This window comes from Amphritea atlantica (assembly GCF_900111095.1).
In the GTDB taxonomy this organism is placed as follows: Bacteria; Pseudomonadota; Gammaproteobacteria; order Pseudomonadales; family Balneatricaceae; genus Amphritea; species Amphritea atlantica.
On the sequence record NZ_FOGB01000008.1, the window covers coordinates 17,784 to 33,616 of the forward strand.

At 48.5% G+C, this 15,833-nt stretch carries 16 protein-coding genes; 9 read left to right on the forward strand and 7 right to left on the reverse strand.

Features of this window, described 5'->3' with window-relative positions; translation table 11 throughout:
• Positions 1-7: 7 nt before the first annotated feature.
• The 6 genes from pcaC to BMY09_RS13625 all read left to right on the forward strand — a co-directional run bounded on the left by pcaC (position 8) and on the right by BMY09_RS13625 (position 5,238).
• Positions 8-403 carry a 4-carboxymuconolactone decarboxylase gene (gene pcaC, locus BMY09_RS13600; RefSeq protein ID WP_217647444.1) on the forward strand — a complete coding sequence of 132 codons (396 nt, stop codon included), beginning with the start codon at positions 8-10 and terminating at the stop codon, positions 401-403.
• 56 nt (positions 404-459) lie between these two features.
• Complete coding sequence (locus tag BMY09_RS13605) at positions 460-1,398, forward strand: AEC family transporter (protein WP_091359268.1); 939 nt, start codon at positions 460-462, stop codon at positions 1,396-1,398.
• A 193-nt stretch (positions 1,399-1,591) separates the two neighbouring features.
• Complete coding sequence (locus tag BMY09_RS13610) at positions 1,592-2,083, forward strand: universal stress protein (protein WP_091359271.1); 492 nt, start codon at positions 1,592-1,594, stop codon at positions 2,081-2,083.
• 42 nt (positions 2,084-2,125) lie between these two features.
• Positions 2,126-3,073, forward strand: coding sequence for a tripartite tricarboxylate transporter substrate binding protein (locus BMY09_RS13615; RefSeq protein ID WP_091359273.1), 948 nt, complete (start codon positions 2,126-2,128; stop codon positions 3,071-3,073).
• Positions 3,074-3,142: 69 nt separating this feature from the next.
• Positions 3,143-3,733 carry a hypothetical protein gene (locus tag BMY09_RS13620; RefSeq protein ID WP_091359277.1) on the forward strand — a complete coding sequence of 197 codons (591 nt, stop codon included), beginning with the start codon at positions 3,143-3,145 and terminating at the stop codon, positions 3,731-3,733.
• A 14-nt stretch (positions 3,734-3,747) separates the two neighbouring features.
• Complete coding sequence (locus BMY09_RS13625; protein WP_091359279.1) at positions 3,748-5,238, forward strand: tripartite tricarboxylate transporter permease; 1,491 nt, start codon at positions 3,748-3,750, stop codon at positions 5,236-5,238.
• A gap of 302 nt (positions 5,239-5,540) precedes the next feature.
• Here BMY09_RS13625 and BMY09_RS13630 read toward each other — a convergent pair whose 3' ends face one another.
• From BMY09_RS13630 to BMY09_RS13655, 6 genes are all read right to left on the reverse strand, one after another.
• Positions 5,541-6,260 carry a helix-turn-helix domain-containing protein gene (locus BMY09_RS13630; protein ID WP_091359282.1) on the reverse strand — a complete coding sequence of 240 codons (720 nt, stop codon included), beginning with the start codon at positions 6,258-6,260 and terminating at the stop codon, positions 5,541-5,543.
• A gap of 140 nt (positions 6,261-6,400) precedes the next feature.
• Positions 6,401-6,889: a universal stress protein gene (locus tag BMY09_RS13635; protein ID WP_091359283.1), complete on the reverse strand. Its 489-nt coding sequence runs from the start codon at positions 6,887-6,889 to the stop codon at positions 6,401-6,403.
• Between the two features lie 72 nt (positions 6,890-6,961).
• Positions 6,962-8,278: a TRAP transporter large permease gene (locus BMY09_RS13640; protein ID WP_091359286.1), complete on the reverse strand. Its 1,317-nt coding sequence runs from the start codon at positions 8,276-8,278 to the stop codon at positions 6,962-6,964.
• Between the two features lie 6 nt (positions 8,279-8,284).
• A complete protein-coding gene (locus tag BMY09_RS13645; protein WP_091359288.1) occupies positions 8,285-8,821 on the reverse strand; it encodes a TRAP transporter small permease in 537 nt (178 codons plus the stop codon).
• A 16-nt stretch (positions 8,822-8,837) separates the two neighbouring features.
• Positions 8,838-9,860: a TRAP transporter substrate-binding protein gene (locus BMY09_RS13650; protein ID WP_091359291.1), complete on the reverse strand. Its 1,023-nt coding sequence runs from the start codon at positions 9,858-9,860 to the stop codon at positions 8,838-8,840.
• A gap of 439 nt (positions 9,861-10,299) precedes the next feature.
• Complete coding sequence (locus BMY09_RS13655; RefSeq protein WP_091359294.1) at positions 10,300-10,800, reverse strand: GNAT family N-acetyltransferase; 501 nt, start codon at positions 10,798-10,800, stop codon at positions 10,300-10,302.
• 142 nt (positions 10,801-10,942) lie between these two features.
• On the opposite strand from BMY09_RS13655, the gene BMY09_RS13660 reads away from it, so the two are divergent.
• A complete protein-coding gene (locus BMY09_RS13660; RefSeq protein ID WP_091359298.1) occupies positions 10,943-11,764 on the forward strand; it encodes a 2OG-Fe dioxygenase family protein in 822 nt (273 codons plus the stop codon).
• A 174-nt stretch (positions 11,765-11,938) separates the two neighbouring features.
• Here BMY09_RS13660 and nosR read toward each other — a convergent pair whose 3' ends face one another.
• Entirely contained in the window at positions 11,939-13,282 is a 1,344-nt protein-coding gene (gene nosR / locus BMY09_RS13665) for a response regulator c-di-GMP phosphodiesterase, NosR family (protein ID WP_175483540.1), read from the reverse strand.
• Between the two features lie 192 nt (positions 13,283-13,474).
• On the opposite strand from nosR, the gene BMY09_RS13670 reads away from it, so the two are divergent.
• Both BMY09_RS13670 and BMY09_RS13675 read left to right on the forward strand, forming a co-directional pair.
• Positions 13,475-14,035 carry a response regulator gene (locus BMY09_RS13670; RefSeq protein ID WP_091359303.1) on the forward strand — a complete coding sequence of 187 codons (561 nt, stop codon included), beginning with the start codon at positions 13,475-13,477 and terminating at the stop codon, positions 14,033-14,035.
• A gap of 84 nt (positions 14,036-14,119) precedes the next feature.
• Positions 14,120-15,814 carry an EAL domain-containing response regulator gene (locus BMY09_RS13675; RefSeq protein ID WP_091359306.1) on the forward strand — a complete coding sequence of 565 codons (1,695 nt, stop codon included), beginning with the start codon at positions 14,120-14,122 and terminating at the stop codon, positions 15,812-15,814.
• The last annotated feature ends 19 nt before the right edge of the window (positions 15,815-15,833 follow it).

Below are 15,833 nucleotides of genomic sequence, written 5' to 3' on the forward strand. Positions count from 1 at the left end.
GTGAGTGATGAGTGAGAAATTTGATGCAGGTTTAAAGCTGCGAAAAGAGGTCCTGGGTGACGCCTATGTGGATCGTTCGATCAATAACGCTAACGAGTTTAATAAACCGCTACAGCAGTTAGTGACTGAGTATTGCTGGGGAGATGTCTGGCAACGAGAGGGGCTGGATAAAAAAGAGCGGAGCATGATTAATCTGGCAATGATCTCCGCCCTCAACCGTCCCCATGAGCTGGCGCTGCACGTCCGGGGGGCGTTGAATAACGGCCTGACTCCAATACAGATCCGCGAAGTGCTGATGCAGGTGGCGATCTATTGTGGCGTTCCGGCTGCGATCGACAGTTTCCGTATTGCGATGCAGATTATGGAAGAGGAAGGCATCGATCTGAACAACCTGAAAGGCTGATCAGTCAGGTTCAGCCATCTTTAGTGGCGTGGTAGACCGCGAATTGGAGAGCGTGTTTGGAACTCGTCATTAATATTGTTTTACCGGTGTTTGCAGTTGTTTTTAGCGGCTGGTTTGCCTGCAGATCCGGCGGTATACCGATGAGCGCTGTGCAGGCGCTCAACCATTTTATTATCAATTATGCCGTACCACCGATGCTGTTTCTGGCGATGGCTAAGGTCTCCCTGGACGCTTTAGTAAACCCCTCCTTTATTGCCGCTTATTTTATTGCCACCACGATTACCATGGTGCTGGGGGTGTTTGGCTACCGGGGCCTGAAAAGCCGGGATAGCCTCGATGCAATCGTTATCTCACTCATCTGTGGCTGGGGGAATACCATCTATATGGGGGTACCGCTGGCTTTCTACATGTTTGGTGAGAAGGGCACCGTGCCGGTTGTGATTGCGACGTTATCGACCAACATGGTGTTTATTATCGGTCTGGCGCTGGTGGGCAATAAAAGCTCCGGCGGGACCTACTGGCAGAACGCCTGGAATACGTTCTCCCGGATGTTTCTCAAAAATCCGGTATTGATAGCCCCGATAGCCGGGGGAGTGTTTTCCTATTTTTCTATTCCGCTGCCTGTCCCGGTGAACAATCTGTTTGCGATGCTGGCGCCATCCGCAGCCCCTGTGGCGCTGTTTGCCATGGGCGCATCACTGGTGGGTATTAAAATTCAGGGCGAGACCGGACGGCTGGTTTGGGTGACGCTGGTTAAAGTTGTTTTCAACCCACTGGTTGCCTTGTTGGTCGTTTATCTGATGGGACTGGAGCCGTTCTGGGCTGCGTCTGTTGTCCTGATGTCCTCTTTGCCAACAGGCTCAATGGTGTTTATTTTTGCCCGGCAGTATGAGCGTCGGGTTGAGCTGGCTTCCGGCGCTATTATGTCCACCACTATCCTTTCGCTGCTTTCCTTAGCCGTGATTTTGCCGTTGCTGAAAATCTGGGTCGATTGACTCCGTGACTCGTTTTGGTGCGCCATTTCCGGATAAAAATCTCCGCCGCCCGTCCGTTGTGCAAACAGATTGAAAATCATAGTTGGTTATTATCATTTTTCATTAAATGTGAGAAAAGCGTTATTTTTTTGTATTGATATTTTAAAATTAAGAATGTATTCTCAAATTATGAGAAATTTGGTGGTTTTAAGATATGAAGATAAATACGATCATATACGCTTCTGACTTAGGTCTTGGCAGCCGTCCTGCGTTCAGGGCTGCGATTGAACAGGCAAAAGCTCATAGCGCTCAAATCATTTATCTGCATGTTGTGGAGCCACTTGATGGTGCCACTGAAGAGATAATCAATGATTACCTCCCCGAATCGGTGAGTCGTTCCAGACTGGCTAAAATCTTCACTGAACGGATGCAGCGTATTGAGCAGCGTCTTATCGATTTTCATGATGAGGAACTGTCTGAGGAAGATGCAAAGCTGATCGATGAGCCAACGATTCAGGTTCTTCAGGGGGTGCCGGATAAGTGCATTGTCAAAGCTGCCAGGATGTTTAATGCAGATCTGATCGTGATGGGGGATAGGGAAAGCTCGTCATTGTCACGAATATTTCTCGGCTCAACGGCTCAGAAAGTAATCCATCACAGTGTTTGTCCTGTTCTCATTGTTCCTCTGAAAGGGACAAGTGAATAACGCTTAATCTCAACTCACCAAGTAAAATAACAGAGGTATTTCATGAAGAAAATAACAACGATGATTTCCGGCATTGTCTTAGCGTGTTCAGTGCTTGCTGCGCCATTGGTGGCCGCATCAGAATATCCATCCCGTCCGGTTAAGTTTATTGTGCCATGGCCTCCAGGTGATCTTGAAGATGTGCTGACCCGCATCATTGCTGAAGAGATGACTAAAGAGACGGGCAAGCCAGCAACGGTTGTTAATAAGCCTGGCGGTGGTGCAGTTATCGGTACGTCCGAAGTTGCAGTAGCCCGTCCCGATGGCCTGACGATCGGTTCATTTGTAAATGACCTGCTAACATTCAAAATCCTGGCGGGTAATGTGCCCTGGGATCACAGTACTTTTGAGCCAGTAGGCATCTTCCTGGATTATCCGTTTGTGCTGGCCACCCGTGGCGATGCTCCCTACAGTTCTATGAAAGAGCTGGCAGCATACTCACAGAGCAATGATGTCTCGCTGGGGCATTTTGGTTATCAGGCAGGCCCGACGGCGATGACCTTCAAAGCGGCAGAGGTTCTGGGGGTTAATTTTTCCTCTGATGCCCCTTTTGATGCCACCGACTGTTCCGTTCTGGCAAATGGTGATGCCGATGTTATCAATACCACGACTCAGCTAATCCTGGCGTGCCTGAAGTCGGGTGAAGCCAAAGTTCTGACCTCGTTTACTTCAGAGCGGATCAGTGTTTCACCCGATGCCCCGACCCTGAACGAGATTGCAGGTATCCCGATGACCACCTGGAATGGTCTGTTTGTGCCTGCCGGTACACCTCAGGAGATCAAAGACAAGATCGCTGCAATCGCGAAGAAAGCGCTTGAGTCTGATCGTGTTAAAGAGATCGCCAACACCACCGGTGCCTCAATCTATTGGCAGCCAGCCGCTGAAGCCAGTAAGCGTATTGCTGAAGAGGTCGAGCAAAGCAAAGATCTTCTCAAATATATGAACAAATAGGTTTTCAGTTAGTAAAGCCTCTCTGAAGTCTGGTTGACCTGATGAAAGAGAGGCGCTTTGAGAATTGATATGAAAAATAAAGATAACAATTTAGCCTCGGATAGCGAAGATCAGCTCTGTGATAAGCAGATGATTCTGACAGGTGATGAGAACATACCTTTCTACGTTCTGGTCACCTTAATCAGCTTTGTTTTACTCTGCCTGGTGCCTTCTCAGGCCAGCATTATTGATACTCACAAAGGGTGGTTTCTGCAACCGATGCTGGGTCCCCTTATCGGGCTGAGCATTATGGCTTTTTTTTCATGTGTGATGCTTGCTGGTAAGCTTAAGGCGCTTTTTTCAATCGATCTGAAAACCTGGTCTGAGTATCTGTATGATGCGCTCTCCTATAATCGGGTCGCGGTGATCACCAGCATTCTCTTTCATTTCTATATCCACCTGTTAAATGTAACCGGATTTTTTCTCACGACATTAGTGTTTGTCTCGCTGCTGCTGGCGTTATCGCGCCTGCTTAACCGGAACTGGTTTATAGCGACCTTCTTAGTCTCTGTCGCCATCGTTTTTATCTTCAGATATGTGATTGGCCTGTGGATGGATGATGTGTGGTTGTATCAATTCTTGCCAGCTGACTGGTCAGATTTTGCAAATTCTTATCTTTAATTCTGGAAACGGCAATGGATAGTATACTGCTGGGTTTAAATGAGGTTGCCAACTTAAATGTGATCCTGGCGATCTTGTTAGGTGCATTGATTGGGGTGACTATTGGCTCTATCCCGGGTCTTGAACCTGCCGGAGTGATGGCGATACTGTTGCCCCTGAGTTTTTCGATGGCGCCACTGGCGGGGGTCATGTTGCTGGTGGGGGTTTACGGCGGCGCCTGGTACGGTGGCGCGATTCCCGCGATTCTGATGAACACCCCCGGCACCCCGGTGGCGGTGTTAACCACCTACGATGGTTATCCGATGGCGCAACGGGGGGAAGGCAAACGCGCACTGTCGATTGCGTACACCTCCTCATTTGTGGGGGGAATGATCAGTGTTACCTCTCTGGTGTTACTGGCGCCCGTGCTGGCTAAAGTGGCACAAAAGTTTGGTTCAGCAGAGTTTGCTATGCTGGCGCTGCTGGGGATGGTGTTTGTGGTGCTGGCCCACCGTAAACATGTGCCTGCAGCGGTGATTATGCTGGGCTTTGGGCTGTTTCTCGGTTCGGTAGGCCTCGACCGTTCATTTAACTCTCAGGTATTTACCTTCGGCCAGACCTGGCTGTTAGGTGGCATTCCGCTGGTGCCGGTTGTTATCGGTCTGTTTGCCATGTCTCAGGCGTTTGTATTGCTGTCAAAAAAGGGCAATGATGCCCATGTCACCAGGCTTGAGGGGGAAGGATACTTCAGTGGTATCGTAGAGCTGCTGCGCAATAAGATGACCGTTGCACGCTCCGCATTTCTGGGGGTGATCATGGGATTGCTGCCCGGTGTTGGCGAGTTTGGTTCGCAGTTTTTCTCCTACACCCTGGCACAGAAGTTTTCCAAAGATCCGGACTCCTTCGGCAAAGGCAACCCTGCGGGTCTGATCGCCTCGGAAACATCCAATAATGCCGTGACCGCATCGGTTATGGTGCCTTTGCTGGCGTTTGGCATTCCCGCTGATGCGCTGATGGCCATGTTGCTGGCGGTGTTTATGGTGCATAACTATGTACCGGGGCCGACGCTGTTTGCTGAGCGACCTGAGTTTATATCCGGCCTCTACATCTCTCTCTTTATGATGAATATTTTCTGCTTTGTCTACCTGACATTTGCCACTAAATGGATGGTAAATCTGACCCGTATCAGAGGGCGATTTATTGGTGCCTTTATTCTGGTGCTGGGTTTTATTGGCAGCTACAGCCAGAACTACCAGGTGAGCGATGCACTGATTGCGCTGTTTTTTGCAGGTGTTGGCTATGTGCTGAGAAAGAATGATATCCCTGCTATTCCTATTATTCTGGGCATGGTTCTGGGGCCAGTCTTCCTGACGCGATTCAGACAGTCCATGGGGATATCAGAAGGTGATCTGACTATTTTCATTACCCGGCCGATCAGTCTGGTGTTGCTGAGCATCACCATCCTCTCAATCGTGGTGTATATCAGCAGTAAAGTGAAAGAGCGTAAGAGCGCAACAGCTGCTTAAGCGCAGGAAAGCTGTTTACTGGCTTGCCTCTCTTGTTTATGGCTATTTGAATCTTCTGATTTTTTGCTTGTCAGCTTTAGCCGGTTGTTTAACAGCCGGCTTTTTTTATTTTACAGGCATAGAGTGTTTAATCGTGCTTTTATCTTTCACCGAGATCGCTGCTTTTCTTTAGGTCGGCTAATGTCTGTAACGGAGCTTGCGGTGAGATAAGTCGTGGTGTTCTCAGGGCAGGGCTGAGATTATCCAGAGACGTATTTAAGCCGTTCTCAGCTCAGGCTTGCCTGCGCTATAGAAAACTGTGATTACTGAAAGTTTGTCCGGGTTGTCGAGGGCAGTTCCCCTACTTGCATACGATAAAGCTGGGCGAAGCGTCCCAGGTTTGAAAAACCATAGTCTATGGCAATCTGAGTAATACTCCGGTGTGATGCCTTGCTGCTTATTTCCTGGTATGCATGAGCTACTTTTTGTTGCTGAATATAAGCGAGGGGGGATTTTGATTCGAACTCCTGAAAAAGATAATAGAGTGACCGTTCACTCATATAAAAAACGTTGCTTAAGTTTTTCACTGATATATTAGTTTTTATGTTTTGATCAATATAATTCTTAATATTTTTCATGGTTGTTACTTTGCTGTTCTTATTTGATTTTGAACCTGTGTTAAATAAGATCTCTCTCTGAATATAGTGGAGTATGATGTCAGCATAACTGTCTAATATTCTTTGTGGGATGCTCTTTTGTTGTGTCATTACATGGGTAAGTAAATCTTTGAAAGGAGTGGAGCTTATAGACACGACACTGTCTGATAAATGATTTATCTGGAGGAGATCTTCCAGCCTTTTTTCACTATAAAGAGAGTATGGTTGATTGAGGAAGTGGATTCGGAAGAACGTTCTGGAGTGATTAAATGACAGATAGATATATATCTGTCTATCGTTAACTTTAAAAGGCTTTGTTACTTTTGAACTTGCAAGAGTGATCTTTATGCCTGAAACGTTTTTAGTCAGATCAATATGATCATTCATATTGGCTACCTGGTATCGAGTCTGCTGTTTTTGATTTGGTTGTTTTGTAAACGCTCAGTGCTGTATTCTTGAATTGTTATTAAATGATTTCAGAAAGCGTTTTTAAATGCCCCTGATACCGGGGCTACGCGCTGATAAAATCAATTCTCTACCGGGATAGGGATAATCAAGACGGGGATAGCACTCAGCTGCACCACATTCTGTGCAGTTGAGCCGACAAAGAAACGTTCCAGAGTCGAGTGAGTCCGGCTGCGGCTGCCGACAATAATCAGGTCGGCACCGATCTCATCGGCAACCTCAATGATGGTTTCAGCCGCATGGCCTTCCTCAATGCGGGCTTCTGGCTTTTGCTGTAGCGAAACCGCTGTTGAGTGACTCAGTTTATCGATGCGTTGCTCGATGAGTGCTTTGATTCTTTGTAAGCCTTCCTGACGCATCGTCTGGAAAGCGTTTTTATCACTCAGGTTGCCGAAAATGGTTTCCGCTGAGTGAGAAGGGGGCTCAACGACATTCAGGAAGGTTACTTTTGCGTTATGTTTACTGGCCTCTAATGCCGCAAACTCAAACGCGTATTTGGAGCTGTCGCCCAGATCTGAAGCATATAAAATATTTCTAATCTCAATACTCATCTGTGTTGCCTTTATAATGATATAGGAACAGCCCTGTTTGCGCTGACAGGGCGCGCTGTATATATGCCTGAGTTAGCCGACCATCCCGGGCAGAAACAGGGATACACCTGGGACCAGTGCAATCAGAATCAGGCGGAAGATATCGGCGATCCAGAAGGGGGTGACCCCTTTGAAAATAGTGCTTAGCTTCAGATCGGGAAGCACCGTTCTGAGAACGAAGACATTCAATCCTACCGGTGGGGTGATCAGGCTGATTTCGGTGACCACGACCACCAGAATGCCAAACCAGATCAGATCCATTCCCATCGCGGAGATCAGCGGGTAAAACACCGGCACCGTCAGCAGTATCATCGACATACTTTCCAACACGCAGCCGAGAATGATATAGATACCGATGATCGCCAGAATCACCAGCATCGGGCTGAGATTCATCGCCAGCACACCATCTTTCAGGGCATCCGGCAACCCCGCCAGATTAATGAAGTTGGAAAACAGTACCGCACCGATAACCAGGAAGAACAGCATGGCCGTGGTACGGACAGAGCTTACCAGGGTGTCAATCAGGCTCTTAAACGTCAGCTTACGTCGCAGCAGGGCGATAAAGAATGCTCCCGAAGCACCGATCCCCGCCGCTTCTGTCGGCGTGAAGACGCCGCTGTAAATCCCCCCCATCACGATGAAAAACAGGAAGCATATGCCCCAGACATCCTTCAGTGCGACCAGCCGTTCAGTCCAGCTTGAACGCTCCGCTGCCGGCCCCTGCTCGGGCTTGAGGTGAACGGTGACTGATACCGCCGCCATATAGAAGATGATGCCGATTAAACCGGGCAGTAAACCCGCAATAAACAGTTTGCCGATATCGGTTTCTGTCATCATGCCGTAGATCACCAGGATGGTGCTGGGGGGGATCAGTATCCCCAGGGTTCCGCCGGCGGCGATTGATCCACTGGCTAAACTGTCGGCGTAGTTATACTTGCGCATCTCGGGCATCGCGACTTTCGACATGGTGGCGGCAGTGGCCATTGAACTGCCGCAGACCGCTGAGAAGCCCCCGCAGGACACTACCGTAGACAGTGCCAGGCCACCCCTGAAATGTCCCAGAAAAGCATGGGATGCGCGATAAAGCTGGCTGGAAAGGCCCGCCTCGGTGATAAAGTTACCCATCAGAATAAACAGCGGAACCACCGATAGGCTGTAGGATAATCCGGTCTCAAATGAGACCTGCGATACCATGTTAAGTGCGGCATCCATCCCTCTTGAGTTACCAAACTCAAACAGTTGTACATAGGCAAAGCCCAGTACGCCGGTGGTGCCCATGGCAACACTGAGGGGAACCCTGAAAAAGATCAGGAACATTAAAACGGCAAGGCCTATTAAGCTGGTTTCCATCTTGTATCAATACTCCGGCTTTGTCTTGCTGCGGAAAAGTTTTTTGCCCCTTCTGACAAGTAACATCATCACCAGTGCCGCCGTCGCCAGCGTGCAGCAACTGGCCATCAGTACAACCAGTCCGGTAAAGGGGATCTCGAGGATCGCAGTGGTGTCCTGGTAGTTATAGGTGCGGATGGCCAGTTTCCAGAGCATCCACGACAGCACACCAAAGGCGATGGTATTCACCAGACAGATAATGATTGTCTGCAACGGCTTCAGAAACGCCGGAACCGATGAGTCCAGAAGATCGACATCAACATGTTCATTGGCCGCTGTGACCATTGGCAAACCCAGAAATATCAGCGTTGCTAACAGAAACTCTGTTATTTCAAAACCTCCGGGGAGAGGGAAGGAGAACAGGTCTCGTCCCACAACATCCACCAGAGTGATCAGCATCATCAGGAACATTGCTACCGCAGCGATATACGCCAGTACGCGCTCGTATAAAAACTCCAGCGCGGTTAGCAATCGTTTGCTGATGTTTGTCAGTACCAGTCGCATAATGATTACCTAAACCTTATTCAGGCGTGTAACTGTTGGCAATTGCACGTAGTTCTGCCAGTGCCGCAGCGCCATCAACGCCCCTGGCGCTGGCTTCAGCGACCCATTCATTTTCAATGTGTGCCGTTTTCGCTTTCAGGTCGGCGACGAATGCATCATCCGCATAGGTTATGGTGTTGCCATTGGCCTTAGCGGCATCCAGACCTTCCTGAGCGATACGATCCCAGACTTTACCGCAGCGTTTGGCGAAGGCTTCGCCGGAGATACTTTCAATGGCCGCCTGATCTTTAGGATCGATCTCATTCCAGCGATCCTTATTCATCACCAGAAAGAAGCTGATGTTGTAAAAGCCACCCGGGACGATAGTGGTATTTTTAACCATATCCACGATATTGAAGCCGACCAGAGCATCCGGTGGATTCATGGTGCCGTCAGCGACACCGTGAGACAGAAGTTCGTAAGCTTTTGACGCGGGTTTCAGCAGAGGAACAGCGCCAACGGAGGTTGCCACCTGATTAACAACTCCACCTCCCACACGCAGTTTCAGCCCTTCGAAGTCTGATACTTTTTCAATTGGGTGTTTACTGTTATGCACCGCACCGGGTCCATGGGTAAACAGCCCCAGCAGTTTGACATCTTTATGTTCATTGGCCTTCGCCAGGTATTTGTTATAAACCCTCCAGTAGGCGACGGACTGCGCCTCTGCACTGTTACCGCTGAAGGGGAACTCGGCCACTTTGGTCAGCAGGAAGCGTCCCGGTGTATAGCCGTGAGCACTGTAGGTGATATCTGCCAGACCATCGCGGGCAATATCATAATGAATTTTTGGGTGTCCCAGGGATTTAGCCAGAATATCGACAGTCACCCGTCCTTCGGTAACCTCGGCCACCTCTTTGGCCCATGGGAAGATCATCTCTGCCGCCATAGGGTGCTGACTTGGCATCCAGGAGGAGAGTGTCAGCCGGGTTTCAGCAAATACACTCTGGCTGAAGGCGATCACAGATAATCCGACAAGCATCTTTGCAACTGTGCGTTTCATGTTTTACCTCAGGCTTCTATTTATTTTTTCAATAGGGTTTCAGTGTTTCTGGATGATGACGATGGCTTGGATTCGGTCGTTTTTATCATCCGGGTTATCTATTAAGTAACATAACAGAAGTGGTCAAACAATACATTTTATCAAATTATGATAATAATGTAATTAAAGTTTGGTTTTGCACAATATTAGTACTTATTTAATCTCACTATAAGTGTATGTGCACTATTGTGTGTCACGAGTAGAAATGGCTTGGTGGCCTGGATAAACTGCATAAATCAGCGTTTGGCAGCTGTGTCTTGAAACGTGGGATTGCCAGGCAAAAGCTGATCCGAAAAGCAGTTTTTGCACAGAGAATTTCTGATGTATTGGCAGGGAGGGACAGATCGGTATGATAAAAGTTCGTCAGCGTTCAGCTTGAAAACAGGTTGTGAAAATAAGATCAGAATTGCGCTGCACTCTGCTCCAGCTGCTGTGGGCCTAAGCGATAGATCGTCATCTCATCGACGCTGTTGGCTCCCATCTGTTGATAGAAGTGGATAGCCGGGGTGTTCCAGTCGAGACAGCCCCACTCCAGTCGCTGGCAACCCCGTTCCAGTGCCAGCTTAGAGAGATAGGCGAGCATAATCTTACCTAACCCTTGTGACTGAAACGGCTGATCGATGTAAAAGCCATCGATATAGAGCCCGGTCTGGCCAGTGAACGCCGATGAGTTTTGATAGAAATAGATAAAGCCAACCGTCTCGCCATCGTATTCCCCAAACAGTACTTCCCCTCTTTGTTCACTGAGTAAGCGGTGTATATCAGCTTCGGTGGCGGTGATCTTATCCAGCATCTTCTGGTATTCACCCAGTTTTTTCATATAGGCGATAACCTGTGCTGCGTCATCGGCCGTTCCGGTTCTGAGCGTGAAGCGGGCAACCCGGGTTTGAATTTTATCCATACTGTTTTTCACAAATTGGTGAAGGTTGTTTTTAAACGTATGTTTAAGTTGCTACAAATAGAGACCGAAGGCCCGGTGTATCGGCCTTTGATTTTTTCTGCTGCATTGTGCAGCTGTTTCTGTCTCACAGGAGTGAAATACTATGGAAACAACCGTCTTAAATAACCCCGCCAGGGGTGTGTCTCAACCCTATATTGCACCGCAGCCTGTTCATTCAACAATACCCTGTCCGGGGAGGTACTGGGAGGATCGGGTATATGAAGAGGTCTACACGGGTAACTGGAGCAGAACCGATGTCCATAACCGGATTGATCTGCAAGGCTGGTTGCCTTATCTGCAACAGCTACCCCGGGACCCGTATGTGGATAGCCGCTGGAAGCGGATGTCCTGGTTCTATCTGAACCGGGCTGGTGAGCCGGTGGTGGTGCCGGATTGTCCAATGGCTCAGGCCGGTGCATTTAATGATGCGGATACCATGGCGGATAAGGTGCGCCATTATGCGCCCCTGGAGGATGCGTTTATTCAGCGAACCGATGTCTCCGAGTTTATCAAGGGTTGGGCCGGGCTCTGGGATATTCAGCCCGGTGAGCCGATTCTGATGCAGATAAACGGTGTGCGGGGGAACGCCTTAACCGACCCATTGCAGGGGCAGGGGATTCATAAAGATGGTAGTCAGTTTCTCAGTGTGTTGGTGATTAACCGGGAAAATGTCAGCGGCGGAACCAGTTTATTGTCGTACGATAAACAGGGAGAGCAGGAGATTATCTCCGGTGATCTGGCGCCGGGTGAGATTCTGCATATCCGTGATGATCAGATCTATCACAGTGTCAGTGGTGTTAAGCCGCTTGATGCCGACCAGCCCTATGAACGGTTTATCATCATAATCAATTGTCGTTTTAATGATCAGTTTCAGAACCGCATTCTCCGGGAACATTTCCCCGGGGCGGTGTTGAATGAGAGGTAAGACTGCTGCAGGAATATGAGAGATAAAAGGCGGATCGGGTATCCGCCTTTATTATTGTCTGGTTCTGAAATAGGTCGCCACTTTTATTAAATTAACGCCCGGTGAATCTCATTGGTAGTTAAGAAAGCCTGGTTCATCAACAACCGTTACTGATTTTGCTCTATTAACTATCACCTATTGCTCCAGAACATAGATAGGTAGATGTCGCCGCCCGTCGATCTTTTCCAGTGATTGCAACCGTTCGAGAGTCGAGGCCGTAAAACGATGCCCCGCGGGCAGAAGCAGGATCTCGTTTTGATTATAGATACTTCGTGATAGTTCCATGCCTGCTTCAAGCTGCATACTTGTTACCAGGCGTTCAGATGATTTCAGCGCTTTGTGTTCCAGCTGGGGAATAAGTTCAGGTAGCAACTGAACAATCTGCTTGTCATAAATGGTGCCCGAATCTCTGTTTAGTTGCCTAAGTGTGTCATGGCTGCTTTTGCATATGTCATATCGTTTTCCATTAATTGAATGAACGTAATCGCGTGCTACAGAAAGAATTCTGGCCCCGAGGGGAATCTGATTCTCCAGAAGTCCGTCCGGAGTGCCAGCCCCGCAGACCTGCTCATACTGGTATTTAATTATTTCGGCAACATCATTGAGATTTTCTGCCGGAGCCAGTGCTATATACGCTTTCACTGGGTGTTCAAGAAACAATTTTGTTTCTGTTGAGCTGAGCTTACACAAGGGGAGCGCCAGAATTTTTTCAGGCAGACTCAGTAATCCTAATTCGCTTATTAATCCTGCCAGGTGGATAGTGGTGACTTCAGATGGTGTTAATTCCAGATGTCTGGCAATCAGTTCGCATAATTCACTAATCTGTATAGCCTGTTTGCCTCCGAGGTGGGGATTGAGGCTGATAAGATTATAGAAGACCTTCAGCGTGGCACGATGGTTTGTTTTGATCTGGCTGTTCGCCTGCTCGACTCTGGTCATTGCCTGGCGAATTTGTCGGGTACGCAACTGAACTCTTTCTTCGAGTTCAAGGTTCAGATCATGAAGTGTCTGGTTCTGCTGTTTTATCGTTGTCAGCAACTGTTGCTTTTCCCGCTCAAGACAGAGGCGTTCGGCCGCCTGCGATAGCGTCAGTAAGAGATCTTCATTGTTCCAGGGTTTTTGCAGATAGCGGTGAATCTGCCCATCGTTGACTGCAGAAATAGTGGCATCATTATCGGCATAGCCGGTTAGCAGCATGCGGTAGCTGGAAGGGTATTCCCGGGCAATCTTAGCTAAAAACTCTGCTCCATCAATCTCAGGCATGCGCATATCTGAAATCACGATATCTATCGAGTGTTGCTGCATGAGTTTCATGCCTTCGCGAGCGTTGGAGGCTGGGAAAAACTGAAACTCAGTGTTATTTAGCAGACGCTTAAGCGCCCGTAAAACATTGGTTTCGTCGTCCACACAAAGAACATTCCAGATCGACTGGGTATCAGGGACGGGTTGTTGTATCAGTTCTGGCGTGTGTTGTTGCATGCCGGGCTCCATTTTATCGACAAGAGTGTAACGCGTTCTGTTTCTCTCAATACCTGTAGCAAACAATCCATTATTCGTAATCGGACTTCAGCTTAGCAGTGTGTGTCTCAAATGTCACATTTGACTTAGAATAATGTTTTGTTACTATAGTCACTATCAGGAGCAAGGATAACTCTTTGGGTAGGTATATAGATGAAAACATTGACGACAGGTGAAATAGCAAAGCTTTGTGATGTCAACTTGCGGACTGTTATTCGCTGGATTGATCGTGGTGCTTTAACGGGTTTTAAATTGCCTGGCAGGGGAAATAACCGGGTTCGGGAAGAAGATTTTATCGCCTTTCTGCATGAGCATGGCATGCCTGTGCCACCTGGGCTCCAGCAAACCATCAGCAGACAGATATTGATCGTGGATGATGAGCCAGCGGTTGCAAAATCAATACAACGGGTACTCAGAAGTAATGGCTATGAAACACTGATCGCGACCGACGGATTTCAGGCCGGAAGCATGCTGTCTATAGAAAAGCCTGCGTTAATGACGCTCGATCTGAGTATGCCGGGTCTGGATGGTTACGGCGTAATCGAATGCGTCAGGAGCACTAGCGAACTATCGGGCCTTAAAATTCTGGTCATATCGGCTCTGGGTGAAGCCAGTCTGGAGAAAGCATTAGCGGCTGGTGCTGATGCCGTGTTGCAGAAACCTTTTGAGAATGAACAGCTTTTAAAGAGCATTCAGCAGCTGCTGAAAAAATGAACTGCCGCTATAACCGTGATTGTGTCCGGCGAACAAGTGATTAACTGAATTGATCGATGTCAGAAAGAAAGTGCTGGGGGTACTGTGCATAGAACGTTGTTACTGATTGATGATGAACAGTCTATTCTCAGGGCACTGAGGCGGACACTGCATCATGCCGGATATAAGGTCGTTACTGCGAATAGCGGGGATGAAGCGTTACGTTTGCTTGAGCAAAATAATCATATCAGGGTGGTTATTACCGATTATCATATGCCTAACATGACCGGCGGGGAGTTGCTGGCGAATATCAAACAACGCTTCTCCGATATTGTCGGTGTTATGTTGACCGGCTATGCCGATATTGATTCAGTTATCGCTGCGCTTAACAGCGGCACGGTATACAAGTATCTCACCAAACCATGGGATGAGGGGACATTGCTGGCTGAGATAAAGGGGGCCTTTCAGCATTCCCAGGAACTGGACAAACTACGACGCAGGAGCGGAGCTCTTGGGATTGAGGAGCTGTTATTTCGTCGGGAAGTCATGGCGCGCCTGCGGCAGTGGATGGAGAGTGGTGTCGAGACAACGGCGGTTTATCTGGACGTCAATATGTTCCGTAGCTATAACGATAGTCTGGGGTACGAGGTGGCAGATCAACTGCTGGTTTCGCTGGCAAACACGATGTTGCAGAATACCCCTGAATCCGGTGAGCTTGGGCATATGGGCGGTGATGAGTTTGTGCTGCTGATTCCCGCGGCTTATTCCGCAACGGAAACACAGAATATTGTTGACGCTCTGTTGCAACCATTTGAGCAGTTACAAAGTATTGCCGGGCGAGAATTGCACATCTCCTTCAGTGCTGGATATGCGCTGAGTCCCGATGATGGTGAAACCCCGGAATCGTTAATACGTAATGCTCAGGCCGCTCTCTATAATGATAAGCAATCGGGTGCCCGGCAGTTTCCCCGTTACCAGCCAGCGATGAACGCTAATAGTCGTGGGCTGATGTTGCTGCGTAGCGACCTGTACCAGGCGCTGGATAAAGATCAATTATCGGTGGTGTATCAGCCTAAGATTTCGCTGAGAACCGGGCTTATTGTCGGGGCGGAGTCTCTGTTACGCTGGAAGCATGATTCGTTGGGGATGATCTCTCCTGAAACGTTTATTCCTCTGGCTGAGACCAGTGGCCTGATTGAGCCGATCGGTGAGTGGGTTTTGGCGACCGCCAGTGCGCAACGTAAGTGCTGGCAACGAGAAGGGGTGCCTCCGTTTTTGCTCTCCGTGAATCTGTCCGGCCGTCAACTGCATCAGGCAATGCTGGCTGATAAAATTAAACATATCCTGGATGTATCCGGTATAGAGCCGACCGATCTGGAACTGGAAATTACCGAAACCTTCCTGATACAGGATATTGATAACAGCGTGAAACTGCTTAATGAGTTGAAAGCACTGGGGATTAAACTGTCTATTGATGATTTTGGTACCGGGTACTCATCGCTTAATTATCTGAACCGATTACCAATAGATACTCTGAAGATTGACCGTTCCTTCGTAAAAGAGCTGCCACAGAGCAGAGAACGCCTGGATCTGGTGAGAAATGTTATCCAGTTGTCGCATGACCTGGGTATGTCGGTAGTTGCCGAAGGGGTTGAGACTCAGGCTCAGCTGGATACCCTGAATACTCTCAATTGCGATGAGATTCAGGGATATTTTTATAGTCCGCCGGTATCGGCTGGACAGTTCAGGGCGTTGCTTGAAAATCAGCCGTTAATCGGGAAAGAATACCTGCAGCATTAGTGCGGATAACGATCAAGGA

What these genes read in the sequence shown, in the direction of transcription:
- BMY09_RS13640 (WP_091359286.1), bottom strand. Translation starts at nt 8,278, where the DNA reads ATGGAAACCAGCTTAATAGGCCTTGCCGTTTTAATGTTCCTGATCTTT.
- BMY09_RS13670 (WP_091359303.1), top strand. Translation starts at nt 13,475, where the DNA reads ATGAAAACATTGACGACAGGTGAAATAGCAAAGCTTTGTGATGTCAAC.
- BMY09_RS13645 (WP_091359288.1), bottom strand. Translation starts at nt 8,821, where the DNA reads ATGCGACTGGTACTGACAAACATCAGCAAACGATTGCTAACCGCGCTG.
- BMY09_RS13610 (WP_091359271.1), top strand. Translation starts at nt 1,592, where the DNA reads ATGAAGATAAATACGATCATATACGCTTCTGACTTAGGTCTTGGCAGC.
- BMY09_RS13660 (WP_091359298.1), top strand. Translation starts at nt 10,943, where the DNA reads ATGGAAACAACCGTCTTAAATAACCCCGCCAGGGGTGTGTCTCAACCC.
- BMY09_RS13635 (WP_091359283.1), bottom strand. Translation starts at nt 6,889, where the DNA reads ATGAGTATTGAGATTAGAAATATTTTATATGCTTCAGATCTGGGCGAC.
- BMY09_RS13620 (WP_091359277.1), top strand. Translation starts at nt 3,143, where the DNA reads ATGAAAAATAAAGATAACAATTTAGCCTCGGATAGCGAAGATCAGCTC.
- pcaC (WP_217647444.1), top strand. Translation starts at nt 8, where the DNA reads ATGAGTGAGAAATTTGATGCAGGTTTAAAGCTGCGAAAAGAGGTCCTG.
- nosR (WP_175483540.1), bottom strand. Translation starts at nt 13,282, where the DNA reads ATGCAACAACACACGCCAGAACTGATACAACAACCCGTCCCTGATACC.
- BMY09_RS13630 (WP_091359282.1), bottom strand. Translation starts at nt 6,260, where the DNA reads ATGAATGATCATATTGATCTGACTAAAAACGTTTCAGGCATAAAGATC.
- BMY09_RS13650 (WP_091359291.1), bottom strand. Translation starts at nt 9,860, where the DNA reads ATGAAACGCACAGTTGCAAAGATGCTTGTCGGATTATCTGTGATCGCC.
- BMY09_RS13655 (WP_091359294.1), bottom strand. Translation starts at nt 10,800, where the DNA reads ATGGATAAAATTCAAACCCGGGTTGCCCGCTTCACGCTCAGAACCGGA.
- BMY09_RS13615 (WP_091359273.1), top strand. Translation starts at nt 2,126, where the DNA reads ATGAAGAAAATAACAACGATGATTTCCGGCATTGTCTTAGCGTGTTCA.
- BMY09_RS13625 (WP_091359279.1), top strand. Translation starts at nt 3,748, where the DNA reads ATGGATAGTATACTGCTGGGTTTAAATGAGGTTGCCAACTTAAATGTG.